The organism is Deltaproteobacteria bacterium (genome assembly GCA_016208165.1).
In the GTDB taxonomy this organism is placed as follows: domain Bacteria; phylum Desulfobacterota; class Desulfarculia; order JACQYL01; family JACQYL01; genus JACQYL01.
Window position 1 is genome coordinate 1 of the sequence record JACQYL010000092.1, and the last position, 12185, is coordinate 12185.

14 protein-coding genes, 1 tRNA gene and 1 pseudogene are annotated in these 12185 nt (G+C 51.4%); 3 read left to right on the forward strand and 13 right to left on the reverse strand.

Annotated elements, in window-relative coordinates; genetic code table 11:
* Positions 1 to 52: 52 nt before the first annotated feature.
* From HY788_17575 to HY788_17585, 3 genes and pseudogenes are all read right to left on the reverse strand, one after another.
* Entirely contained in the window at positions 53 to 1519 is a 1467-nt protein-coding gene (locus tag HY788_17575; GenBank protein ID MBI4775956.1) for a transposase, read from the reverse strand.
* Positions 1501 to 1689 (reverse strand): annotated as a pseudogene (locus HY788_17580) (hypothetical protein). Before HY788_17580 ends, HY788_17575 begins: the two are co-directional and overlap by 19 nt.
* A gap of 185 nt (positions 1690 to 1874) precedes the next feature.
* On the reverse strand, positions 1875 to 2927 hold the full coding sequence (locus HY788_17585; protein MBI4775957.1) for a hypothetical protein: 1053 nt from the start codon (positions 2925 to 2927) through the stop codon (positions 1875 to 1877).
* 207 nt (positions 2928 to 3134) lie between these two features.
* On the opposite strand from HY788_17585, the gene HY788_17590 reads away from it, so the two are divergent.
* Both HY788_17590 and HY788_17595 read left to right on the forward strand, forming a co-directional pair.
* Positions 3135 to 3398 carry a hypothetical protein gene (locus HY788_17590; protein MBI4775958.1) on the forward strand — a complete coding sequence of 88 codons (264 nt, stop codon included), beginning with the start codon at positions 3135 to 3137 and terminating at the stop codon, positions 3396 to 3398.
* Positions 3399 to 3774: 376 nt separating this feature from the next.
* Positions 3775 to 3843: transfer RNA gene (locus tag HY788_17595), tRNA-OTHER, on the forward strand.
* 301 nt (positions 3844 to 4144) lie between these two features.
* Here the strand turns inward: HY788_17595 and HY788_17600 are convergent.
* From HY788_17600 to HY788_17630, 7 genes are all read right to left on the reverse strand, one after another.
* A complete protein-coding gene (locus tag HY788_17600) occupies positions 4145 to 4474 on the reverse strand; it encodes a hypothetical protein (protein MBI4775959.1) in 330 nt (109 codons plus the stop codon).
* Positions 4475 to 4795: 321 nt separating this feature from the next.
* Positions 4796 to 5524, reverse strand: a complete 729-nt coding sequence (locus tag HY788_17605) for a hypothetical protein (protein MBI4775960.1) — start codon at positions 5522 to 5524, stop codon at positions 4796 to 4798.
* A complete protein-coding gene (locus HY788_17610; GenBank protein MBI4775961.1) occupies positions 5514 to 5873 on the reverse strand; it encodes a hypothetical protein in 360 nt (119 codons plus the stop codon). Before HY788_17610 ends, HY788_17605 begins: the two co-directional genes overlap by 11 nt.
* Positions 5874 to 6338, reverse strand: a complete 465-nt coding sequence (locus HY788_17615; GenBank protein MBI4775962.1) for a hypothetical protein — start codon at positions 6336 to 6338, stop codon at positions 5874 to 5876.
* A gap of 8 nt (positions 6339 to 6346) precedes the next feature.
* Positions 6347 to 6511, reverse strand: a complete 165-nt coding sequence (locus HY788_17620) for a hypothetical protein (protein MBI4775963.1) — start codon at positions 6509 to 6511, stop codon at positions 6347 to 6349.
* A 202-nt stretch (positions 6512 to 6713) separates the two neighbouring features.
* Positions 6714 to 7028: a DUF2958 domain-containing protein gene (locus HY788_17625; protein MBI4775964.1), complete on the reverse strand. Its 315-nt coding sequence runs from the start codon at positions 7026 to 7028 to the stop codon at positions 6714 to 6716.
* Positions 7029 to 7234: 206 nt separating this feature from the next.
* Complete coding sequence (locus HY788_17630) at positions 7235 to 7456, reverse strand: hypothetical protein (GenBank protein MBI4775965.1); 222 nt, start codon at positions 7454 to 7456, stop codon at positions 7235 to 7237.
* Positions 7457 to 7763: 307 nt separating this feature from the next.
* Here HY788_17630 and HY788_17635 point away from each other — a divergent pair, with 307 nt between their 5' ends.
* Entirely contained in the window at positions 7764 to 7967 is a 204-nt protein-coding gene (locus HY788_17635) for a hypothetical protein (protein MBI4775966.1), read from the forward strand.
* 105 nt (positions 7968 to 8072) lie between these two features.
* Here the strand turns inward: HY788_17635 and HY788_17640 are convergent, their stop codons facing one another.
* The 3 genes from HY788_17640 to HY788_17650 all read right to left on the reverse strand — a co-directional run bounded on the left by HY788_17640 (position 8073) and on the right by HY788_17650 (position 12098).
* Positions 8073 to 9446: an IS4 family transposase gene (locus tag HY788_17640; GenBank protein MBI4775967.1), complete on the reverse strand. Its 1374-nt coding sequence runs from the start codon at positions 9444 to 9446 to the stop codon at positions 8073 to 8075.
* Positions 9447 to 9552: 106 nt separating this feature from the next.
* Entirely contained in the window at positions 9553 to 10617 is a 1065-nt protein-coding gene (locus tag HY788_17645; protein MBI4775968.1) for a PKD domain-containing protein, read from the reverse strand.
* Positions 10515 to 12098 carry a PKD domain-containing protein gene (locus HY788_17650; GenBank protein MBI4775969.1) on the reverse strand — a complete coding sequence of 528 codons (1584 nt, stop codon included), beginning with the start codon at positions 12096 to 12098 and terminating at the stop codon, positions 10515 to 10517. Before HY788_17650 ends, HY788_17645 begins: the two co-directional genes overlap by 103 nt.
* Positions 12099 to 12185: the final 87 nt, after the last annotated feature.

The window sequence follows — 12185 nt, forward strand, 5'->3', positions numbered from 1 at the left end:
CTGGACTTTGGCCCTTTGTGATACTGGTTGGTGCATGGTTAGTAAGAATTACCTAATTAATTGCATATAATACAGCGGATTCGAGATTGGGTCTGGTATTTTTATGAGTTCGGTCCGCGGTACGTTTGTCAACGAAGTGGGAGAAATTCTGTAGTCCGAGAGAAGGGCCCCACAATTCGGCCCTGAGGTGATTTACCAGTTTTTGAGTGCCAAGTCTTCTGGCTTTGGAGGATTGCCATTTTGGAGGTGGGAGGGTACGTGTTCCATGGGCCGGGTCTTTGAACGTTTGTTGTGCGGCGATGAGCAGCATGGCGTAGGCGGCAACAATGAAGGCGGGTACGTTCATGACGGAGGCTTGGGTGCGAACCTGGGCTTGTCCGACGCCCAGGAGGGTCTTTTCGTCTCTGAAGTTGACTTCGATATCCCAGCGCCAGAGATAAAACTGGATGATCTCTTGAAGGGGCATGTGAGGGTTGGAGCAAATCAGGTAAGCGGGTTGCCGGTATAGGAGGCGCGTATTTTTGGTGAGTCGATACCGGAGAGGGGCGATGACGATGAGTGTGAGATCCAAGTGGCCACCGGCCTTTCGCCAGCGAAGGGGGCCGATGGTTTTGACTTTGAAGTCGTGAGGCCTTCCGGCTGCCCAGGCGGTGATTTTCTGATAGGGGATGAGGGGATCCGATCGGAGCTGTTCGGGAGTTGGGGACGATTCACCATAGATACGTTTTCTTCCTCGATGTGTCGGATGTTCGGGCAGATAGGAGAGCTTGGCGTCTTTTCGAATGCGGCCGATCAAGGTGGTTTGGGGAGGCAGGTTTTTTAAAACGGATTGATTGGTGTAGGAGCCGTCGACGGCGACCACGAGAGTTCGGTTTTGGGTCTTGGGATTTTGGTCCAATTTGTTTCTCAAGTCGTTAATGCATTGAACGCCCATGAGGCTGAGATTCATCTGTTTTTTCTGTTTTTTATAGAGATCCCATGCTGCTGCGGGCGCCTTTTTGGAGGGTTTGGCAGGGGTTGGGGCATGGCGGAAATCGATGGGCACCATGTCGGCGGGCTGGGTCCGGGTTTTGGTGTAAGAAGCGGCGGAAACCTGAACAAAGCGCTGTGCCCAAATAAAATTGGGGCGAAAGGAGGGACCTAACGGGTCCCGCCGGTAGGCCGCGCCATGGGTTTTCTTGCCGGATTTGGGCAACAGGGTATCATCCAGGGCGACGACGATGGGAGCGGTTTCAGGAATCGTTTCCAAGAGAGCCTGCCGGACCGCGCTAAAGAGGATGGTAAGGTCCATCCGGTTCCGGTTAAAGAGCCGATAATCGGCGGACCAATCCTGAAATTGCCTTCCACTGGTGGCGAGGAGTCCGGTAATAGTCCGTCGACCGAAGCAGGTCAAAGCGCTGAGGGCTAGGGATTTGCCTCGCCGGAAGGTTCTTTCCTGAGTGAAGGCGGGCCGTGCTTCTTGCCAGAGGGATTCGAATCGCTCAAAGAGTCCGACTGGAGTTTTTTTTTGACAGCGGATGGCGGTGTCTGAATTCTGCGAAGCACCAGTTGGCCTTTGTCCTCAATGATCCATTCTACGCTTTCGCTGGGGACAAATTCCATGGCTCTGGCGACGGCGGCGGGGAAACTGACGAACCATTGCTCGCTTTTGGTTCGTTTGATGAGTTGAACCTTGGCGGGATAGCCCATAATTCACCTCCCTTGGTAACTAGTTTGATAACTAGTTACCAAGGGACGAATAAAAAGTCAAGAGGATTCCCTTGATTTTCCAACCAATACGGGAAATTTCACATGAAATTCGACTAGTCAAGGGCCAAACTACAGCGTCACGCCGTTGGCGTGACCGCAGATCTCGTTTTTCAGCCGCCTGTAAATCAGAACTGTACGTGGGAACACAAGGCCGCGCAAATCTGGGGAAGGGTGTTATGGCCGTCGGGGAGCCCTTGAATGGCGCGCGGTGTGAACAGGTTTCGGACCTTCAGGTGCCACTTGGAAAAATCGAACGGACCTGCGTTGTTTCCCAGATCCACGCATTTGAACACCTGCTCTTTGCCCTTACGATATACGGAGAAGTGCTGATCCACTAACGGGAGGAGCGTAAACCGGCACGGTGAAATCTGGGCTTTCCAGTTGACGAAAATGTGTTCCAGAGGATTGAACAGGCAGTGGCTCTCGTTTTCGTGGAGCGCCAGGTCAACGTTTTCCTCTCGTGCAACTCCGGCCAGTTCCTCGTCGATTCGGACCAGTTCTTCTTCGGGAACACGGCCGATGAGCACGCCTTCTTCATCGATGCTTCGGACGTGGAAGCCGGGCTGTGTCAGCTGCACTTCCACGGGTTTGAACTGGGCGGCCAACTCGATGTATTCCTGCAGCCGTGTGATGGTGAACCGATTTTTGGTAAACTGGAGCCGGAGGAGGGGGCCTTCGCTTGCGTGGGTGGACTTCCAATGACGTACGGCCGCAATATGGAACAGGATCTGATTGAACCTCCTGCCGGGATGCTGGTTTTCGTAAACGCGTGCGTCGCCGCATCCCATCCGGTACTCGAGAAGATGAATGTAAGGGAGGAGCCCATCCGGGAACAGCGACACGCCGTTGGTTGAAACCACGACCCGGGCTCCGGTCGCGTGCGCGGCTTTGACCATGTCTTTGAATTTGGGATGCAGGAGAGGTTCGCCCCATCCGCGAAAATAGATGGTCTGGAAGCGCTTGGCGTGCTGCAGTACGTGATCGAAGCGCTTCCAGGTCATATCGGCTTCGATCCAGGTATCCTCGAAAGCGACGCGCACGCAGGGGGGGCAGCGCAGATTACACCGGGTGGTAATCTCCAGCTCGAGAACGTTACCCCTCCTTACTTCGGCGTCCAGCGGCTTTCGAAGCAGGTAGGGCAACTCTTGCGGCTTTTCCAAAGCAAGCACTTGGGCCATTGGGTTCGTCAGAGGAATTCCGATCGATTAAGGCTCGTGAACAAGTATCGAGACTATATACAAACTAATCCTTCCCTCGTCAAAGGTTTTTTGAAGTGGTGCCCATGCAATTGTTATATTGTTCGGAGTCTTCTCGTGGCTGACGATGGATGATGTCTGTCCGTGAACGCGCAAATGAATGATTCGGGCTGAAACGGGGATCACGATATGACGCCGCAAACCCTGCTGGCCTGGTTGGAGGAAACGGCTGAAAAGGCGGGCATCCGCGTGCGCTACGAACAACTGGACCTGGACGAAACCGTCGTGAGAAACGGCCTGTGCACCATTCGAGGCGAGCGGATGTTGTTTATCCACAAGTCGTATTCCCTGGCCGACAAGATTCGGATCCTGGCCGAAGCCCTGAAACGGGTGGACCTGACCGGCGTGTACCTGAAACCCGCCGTCCGGGAGCTCATCGATCCGGACGGGTAACAGGCTGCCCGGAAACGCGATCCGCGGTCACGCCAACGGCGTGACGCTGCATCCCTATTCATTGCAACGTACTAGGTGTACTCCTCATTCATCGGGATTTGCGCGCCTTGCATCTCATCGTTCTTGAACAGCCTGTTACAGGCAGGGTTTTTCGGGAGTTAAGGGGATTCCAAAACCTTCGACCTGTACCGTTACCCCGCAGGGGCGGGTTTCCATCGACCGGTTCGACCGGCTCACAGCGGGCAGGCTCAGGATCAGCGACAAACCCGACCTTCCGCCGTCATCCCGTAGGGGCGGGTTTCTAACCCGCCCTTTGGCCGTCCTCGCAATGGACTTGACTTGACTCGATGCCTCAGGATAAAAAGTTCTCACGCGTGCCCTCGTAGCTCAGGAGGATAGAGCACTAATCTGGGTGCCGCGTGTTCGAGTCACGCCGGGGGCACCAAATAAAATCAATAAGTTAGAGTCTTAGATCTCTCCCTTACATTCGTTTGTTTCCAACGTATTTCCAACCTCGAAGCGGAGAAGGTCTTGCCAAGTATTCACTCGGCAATTCTTGTGCTTAGATCGTTTCAGCTTGTAAGCATACAAAAAAGCCAAAACAATCCGGGAAAAAACGCATCGAATCCATATCTCGAAAGGAGAAGCCGTTTCAGGGCCAACGCGACTTTGCCTGTTGCCTCAGCTTCTCGCCAGATTGAAGCTCAGAGCCCAGTTTTCCACAGGAATTCCCGGATAATTTTCCCTCAGACGGATTTCAGAATTCCTTCCAAGGCATTATACGTGTCCACCGGCTCCCTCACTTCCTCCTTTGGAAGCATCCGGTCCTTGTATTCGGTCAGGATGTCATCGAGCACATTGTCTATAACGCAATCCTGGTCGACCAGGTTGTTCCACCAGTACCGGATCAGGTCCCGAAGGGGGACTCCAAGATTCCGGTACGGGTCATGAGCCCTGTATTCGCCTTCCGTCAGGACGGATGCCATGTCAACCCTTCCGCAGGTGAAGTCGTAGAGGTTCAGCTCCAGGTCCCGGATGCGCTTCGAAATGTATGCGTCAATCTCCTTATCGTCCAAGCAAATCACATCTGAATCATAAATCGCAAAGAGGGCTTATAAATGTGGTTCGACAGACTCGCGCTGAGAGCCCATCTTTTCCCAGCAGTTTATTCGAGAATACGTCCATGGGAGTAAGCCGTCTCTCTCCTGAAAAGCCTGTAAGAATCAATCAGCTGCTCTCCGGCCTCCCAGATGGGACGGGTGTCGGGGCCGTACAAAAATGCCACTTTCGATCCCTTAAACATGATAGGCACTGGGAAATGGCGACGTCTGGAAACTGGGCGAGCGGCAGCAGCCCTTCCAGGAGATAGCTGATGCGCTCCTGCAAATTTTGGGGGATTATTCTTCATCACCGCCCGGTTCGTTTTTGACCATCATCGTGGCATACCCCTCGCTTCCGCCGATGGCCAGGCTCTCATAGCACGCAATGACCTTTTCCCCGGAATCAAGCCTGGCGAGCACCTCACCGATGAAGCGCTCCCGCTTCTGCTCGGAGTTGACGTAGAAATCCTCGAACCCAGGCACCTCTGTGTAACCTGCCTGCTTGGGCTCGGGATTTCCCCACGAGAAGTACATCCCTGGTATCTGGCCCTTTTCAAGCTTTCCGCGCTCGAACTCCAGGCCCTCCGCAAGAAGCCGGTCCTGGTAGCAGGCAAGGCAAATCCTCGCGTCGTCCGTGTCCCTGTACTGTAAGTGCCAGCCGTTCTTGGGGTTCTGCTCGCAGATCATTCTCCCGCAGGGATCGCAGTGGAAGTATGCATAGGGCGGCGTATACAGGTACTCGTCGGCGTGCTCTTCTGAACAGAAGTATTTGTCTGTTTCATCTTCATCCCAGGGAGTCGCAAACACAGACCTGGTATGCCCCTTTCTTGCCTTCCGGCCGCACTCCAGGCATTCTTCATCAAGCCGGGACGCCCGCTCGGCCAGATAGCAGTGAATTCTGGCCGCCCTGTTCCTGGCGCGGAGGTCTGTGACTTCCTCAAGGCCGGGCAGGGGCCTGGACTGGCGGCCGAGAATGGTCTCGTAGAGCTGCTCAGCAGAGGGGATCTCTCTTCCGCTAATTCCCATCACCTTTGGGCAGGAGCTTTTCACCTCTTCTGGTCACATATTCGAGGCAGTAGACGTTTCCCTTGCCGTCGAATTCATAGCCCCAGCGCTCGCCCTCCTCCCCCTGAAACTCAAGTATGCCTTCTTTTACGAAGGAGGCAAGCTTTCTTGCAAAGCTCTCTCCGGTTTCCTGCCACTTTCGTCTGGGCTCGTCATATTCCACATCTCCAGACTCAGAAAGCTCCATTTCACCCAGGAACTGGTTTTGCTCTTCGCCTTTCTGCCTCTCCAGCTCAACCAGCCGCCTCACTGCGTCAATGTACTCCTCTTTTATCCTCAGCGCCGGAAGCACTGTGATGTAGTAGCCCATTCAATCACCACCATCTCTTCGGGGAGCTTTCCACATCCTCTGAAAAACCCGGATCGGCTCGATACCCTCATGTTCCCGGAAGAGCCTGTAAAAATCAGCCAGCTGCTCTTCGGCTTGCCGGTGCGAGGGCTGCTGAGCCCAGATCTGGAGTGCCACTTTCGAGCCCTCGAAATCCGTTATGTATCGGACCCAGACCAGCCCGCCATAAGAAACACGGGGCTGGCCGTCGATTCCGTATGGCCCCCGGTCGCGGTCGTACAGCATTTCTTCTTCCTTAGCGTACTGGTATGCGACCCTGGCCCAGTTAATCGTAGACCTGGGAGTCACCTCCACATAAAGGGTGTCGTTTTCGGGAACGTAAACCGCGGGATACACGTAAAGCTCGGAGTGCTGCGTGAGGGGATAGAGGTCTCTGAGCAAACCCGACAGCTTCTCTTCTGCGGCCCTCCTTTCGGCTTCCTCCACGAAATCACCTAATCCTCGATTTCCTCGATCCGGTAGATGTTCGCCGGTTCCAGGAATTCGAAATGCTCCTTTTCCCGGAGAGCTTCATTGTACGTCAACGGCTCGGAATCCTCATGATCGAGCCGCATGTAGCAGACTACCCGGTACTTCTGGAGGGTAACACCTCCCGTCATAGCTGTCTTCCTGGACACAGCATCACATCCCGGTCCGAGACCGGCCAGACTTCCGTACCATTCGGAAGCTTTTTAAGGTCCCATACCTCCCTGATTCCTTTCCTTGCCACTTTTTCCGTTGCGTACCTTTTCGTGGTGGGACCGTAGGCATAGGTGCAGCCCGGAAAATGATAGTACCAGCGCATCATTTCCCCAGCCATCTTTACCAAACCCTGATGTTTTTGACCTCTGACGCCTTCTTCGGCCTCCAGTGAAGATCCCTGTCCACCTCCAGCCCCGGCCCCACTTTGAGGTCTCGCAGTTCGGCGAGCGAGATGTAGCCCCATTCGGCGTTGTCGGGGTCGCCCAGGTTTGCATAGCCGAAGAAAAGGTCTTTGCCATCGAATTCTGCGATATACCAGTCCGCAGAACCGATGAAAAAATGTTCATAGATGATCTTGTCCTGCGCCGGTACCCCTTCAGTCTCGTAGAGTTTCGGAATCTTTTTCAGGTCCTCTAAAGTTGGTTCGTTCCACACATAAACCACCTCATGAGTTGATCATTCAGATTTCCTAAATTCGGTGCCCCCAGGGATTGTACTCGTTGTACATCTCCCTGAGCGCAAGGGCGAGAGCGGAATACGGGTCATTAGGGTTTGCTGTTTCGTTCATGTCCTTGAATTCCTTGCTTTCGGTCATGGCCTTTATTTCCCTGTAGCAGTCCCTCCACCCCATTATCTCACCCTCATCTGGCAAAAGCGTTTCTGCGCCACCAGATCCATACGCCCTTGGAGATATCCAGGGCACGGCCTGAAATCCTGCTTTCGGACATGAGCCGCACGAGCCTGATCTTGACCACGTAGTTGTTTGCGCCGGGAATCTTTCTTACGATCTCCTGGGTGTGCAGCGGCTGGTCCGAGGCTTCCACGATTTCGAGGCACTTTTCATAAATGCGATCTCCGTTCATAACACTCTGTTTCTTTATTAGATTTAAGTACTTATAAAGATTTCTTGTGTGGCAACCTATGGGTTGTAGCACCGAAAAGAATTTAAAGATCAAAGTAGAAATATCAGGCATAGAGAAGTCCGATGGATCGATGCCCGTGAGAGGAAAAATCGTCAAAACGAGGGAGTGCAGGACGGGGGTTGTGTACTTCCGGTATAAGATACAGGTTCCCCGGAAGCTCTTGACGGAGGCCGGGCTTTCCTGGGGCTCCATTGAGCTTTCAGCGGCAAGGGGACGGATCATTATCGAGGAAGCAAAAAGGTGAAGTATGACAACTGGGAAAGTACTGGATTTCCATCCGAAGGGGCTGTCAACTTTGTACAATTACGTCTGCCGGGACGATGACGGCAGGATCTTTTCCTTTGGAGTGGAGCACCGCTACCATTTCGATATTCTCTCGCATGAGGGGGATCCCAGGGGAAGGTACGTGAACTACGACGACGATCTAAAGACCGTGGAGTTTTTGGATTGAGGCGGCTTATCATGTCTGCGAAAAAGCTGGTCACTGATTTCGATTACCTCAATGAAATGATGATTTCTTTCAACTGGAATAGAATATATACTCAATGTCATTGACTTAAGCGATGGGTTTGTAAGCCATAGCGAAGAGTTTCAGCTTGGGTCCCTTCTTTCTTGGATTTCTTCGGCCTGGGCGGATGACGGACAAGGTTTTATGCAAGAGCCGAAAGAGTGCGTGTAGGATTTCCAAGACGGTGTTTCCGGTGAGCAGGGAGACCACGTTGTCTTTCATGGCAGAGAGAGCATAAGTGAAGTTGATCCGCCTGGCGTGTTTTGGGGGATGCTCTTTATCCTCCTGTTGGAGCCGATCCTGTACGGGATGAGCGATGACGGCGGCGAGGTTGGCTGTGAGGACTCGGGCGTGGAAGTCCTGAAGGATCGTAAGGGGCGACTTTCCGGAGAAGTTTTCGATTTCAATGCGGCATTTGATCCATTTGTAGGCGCTCTCCACCTCCCACCGCTTTGAGTAGAGTTCTTTGAGTTCGGACAAGGGAAACCGTTCCCTGTCCAGGAGCGAGGTAAGGAGGATCACCCTGCATCGGTTTTTCACGGTGAACCGGAGTATTCTGAGCTTCAAGGGAGCAGCGGGGATTCCCTTTTGATCGCAGGCTTTTCGAGCCAAGGGGCTCGGTTCGAGAGTGATGAACTGCTCCCGTTTTCCCGAGCTGAGGAATTTCTTGACCACCGTTTGGTTCTGTTTCATGCGGACGAGGAAATGGCTTTTTCGGCTGAGTACCTGTGCGAAGAAAGCATATCCGGTGTATCCTCGGTCGAGGAGCAGGAGGTCGTCGGGTCCGGCCGATTCCAAGTGCTTGGCGGCCAAAGCGCGTTCACCCTCGTTTTTGGGTGACATGAGGGCGTGTACCGTGAGGTGATTGAGGACGTCATAGAGGAGGGAAACCCGAGCCAAAGGACAGGTTTTCTTTCCTTTGGCAGGATGCCAAACCCCGAAAAACCTCTTGGTTTCATGGTTGGAAGGCACCCGCAGCGTAGATCCGTCGACGGCCAAGAGACGAAAACCCTTCCACCGACGATGCGGGAATGTAGCATAGAAGAAGGAAACGAGCTTGGCTCCCAACTCCACGAACGCCTCGAAGGCCAGTTTCCGTCTGGCCCGACACCATGCCCCGGCGGTTACCTTCCTTACGGGCATATCCGTGGAGTGGAGTATCTGGAAAAATCCGTCCAGCTCTTTCTGGAGGGAACTCCGGACCCAGTTCATGAGGAAAAGAACGACGATGGGAAGAGTGAGCTTGCGGTTACGCGAGAAGTGCTTTTCAGACAACCGATATCGGCTTAAAAAATCTTGTGAATTCAGAGTAATCTTCAGGAAATCAATTAATGTGGCACAGGTTTTGGAAAGCAGGCGCCATGCCAACACCAGGATCTGTTTTGAGGTTTTCGATAAGCATATTGTATCTCCTTCAGTCATGGTAAATTTCACCGGCAAAGATAGCCTGATTATATCGTAACTACTTATTATTGCAAGATTTATCTGCAATCCGTGTCCCTTAAGTCAATGACATTGAATTAAACTTCTATTCTGTAACGCACTGCACCTTTTTAAATTCCACGTAACCGCTCATAGACATCGAAGGATTTGTACTTGCAAGATAGTTCTGCCCGCATCGAATAGTCCAATATTCGTTTTGAGCAAAGGAACTTGACCAATCTGCTAAAACGCCAATAGGTGTAAATAGAACCTTTACGACCAATTGGTTCTCAACAACATCGATCCAAATGGCGTCGGGAATTCCTTCACCACAGTTCCCTCCTATTAATATTTGAAGTCCACCAGTATAGTAATCATAATCGCCAGGGTCAAATCCTGTCGGTGGGGAATATCCAGTACCAAACTGAACGACTCTACCATTCCAGTAAAAATTATAGCTTCCTATGCTCGACTTGTTAAAATTTGTAAAAATAATTAAATCATCCATTAATTCTTCATCACATAAGCCGGCGAGATCGGGGCTTGATACAGAAATAAATTTTGCCTCAATTGTATCTGAGGCTACAGCAGATTCGCCCGATTCGTTTCTTGCCTTAAAATAAAGTGTTTTTGGTCCACTGCCTGAACTCAAAGTGAAACACGGACTTGCAGAGTAAGTAATCCAGGACGCTCCTGCAAAACTGGGCGACTCGCTCGCCATATACTGACTCGGAATGTTCGCTGTGGTATTGTTCAATGTGACCAACTGGGTGGTAGTGGTGCCAGCACCATTGTTAATCTGGAAGTACGTCACCTCAGGCTCAGTAACATCCTCAATGGCCACAATATAATTGCTCTTTGTCTCACTGTCGCTTCCATAAGCGTTGGACACGGTCAGGGTCACCGTGTAGTTTCCGGGACTGGAATAGGTGTGAGTTGGATTTTGGGCCGAACTGTTGCTCCCGTCGCCGAAATTCCACGACCACGAAGTGGGGTTATTTGTTGACTGGTCCGTGAAGCTCACTGACAACGGTGCAGCTCCGCTCGTAGGGCTCCCGGAAAAAGCAGCTACGGGAGGGTCAGGGTCACCGTGTAAACCCCGGCACTGGTATAGGTATGAGAAGGATTCCTGGTGGAACTGGAACTTCCGTCCCCGAAATTCCACGACCACGAAGTGGGGTTATTTGTTGACTGGTCCGTAAAGCTCACTGACAACGGTGCAGCTCCGCTCGTAGGGCTCCCGGAAAAAGCAGCTACGGAGCTTCCCACGATATCAATGGAGTCACTCGTCACCGAGGACTCACCCGCACTATTTCTCGCTTTGAAATAGACTGTTTTTGAGCCGTATCCTGAGCTCAAAGTGAAACTTGGGGATGAGGAGTAGGCCTTCCAAGAGGCTGCGGAAAAGCTTTGCGATTCACTGGCCATGTATTCGGTCGGGTTGCACAACACGGAATTATTCAGCGTAACCATGTGAGACGTCGTGTAAGATGCCCCATTGTTGATCTGGTAGAACTGCACCTGAGGCTCAACTACTAACTCAATGCTGTCGCTAGCCACAGCAGACTCGCCTGCGCTGTTTTTCAATTTGAAATGTACCGTCTTGGTACCATTTCCTGGACTCAACGTGATACTTGGGGATGGATCATAGGTCTGCCATGAGGTGCCAGAGAAGCTTGGCGATTCGCTGGCCATGAAAAACGTTGGCTCATTCTCTGCAGTATGAACTAATACGACTTCTCGACTTGTTGTTTCATAATCGTTGTTATTTATAAAAAAACTCTTTATTATCGGTAGATGTAAACGGACTTCCCAAGCTAATACTTTAGTTTCAAGGAAGTTCCATGCGATGTCTAATACTTCATATGTAAAAACCTCTAATTCAATACCGACACTTGCCCCCATTCCAAACCATAGTTCCAATAATGGATCACGTGAAGGGTCAATTTCGAATTCAAAAAAAGGGCCTGCGGAAAAATATCCACCAAGTACATTATAAATGTAAAGACCTATTTCTGGCGAAATACCTGCTCTTATGTATGTATTACTTTGTGTTCCTGTATATTCATAAATAGGAGTTAGCTTTTGGTCTAAAATAAATATAGGTGATAGGTTAAAATTCTTATATTCAACTCCTGTTGTATTTACTAATTTGTAGTCAAGGCCGGATTTCATGTCTTGAAAAGTAACCCCTGGCTGGACCTCCAAATCGAGATCTACCTTTGGAACCACCATAATCGGTACACCGATTGGTGTTGGAACAAAGATGGGTGACAACTCAATAGGTTTAGGCAACAAGGACAACGATATCTTATACAAACTCACACTGACGCTAGAACTACAGACGAGTCTGGTCTTGATAGAGGGCATGGCTTTGAAGACAGCATAGTTGATGAAAGGGAAAAGGCCAAACTCGACTTTAAAGTACCAATCTATGTCAAATATGAACTCGCCGAGAAAGGTTGTTCCCGTACCTTCAAGTGTGATTTCGACAGGTATCACAACATTGGATGCGTCCATGTTCATAGGAGCGCTCTTTTGAGGAATGGGAAGAAAACGCACTTCGTAATCCGTGCCCGCGCTCGATAACTTGTGTGAACCGGTAAGTTGATTTGCGATGTCATAGGACGTAATGGTTCCCGAAGCTTCCATTGCCCCTTCCTCGAATACCTCTGAAAGCGTCGCGGACTGGGTATGGATATCCACTTGGCTACCTTCTGCTGCACTTGAAACGCCCAT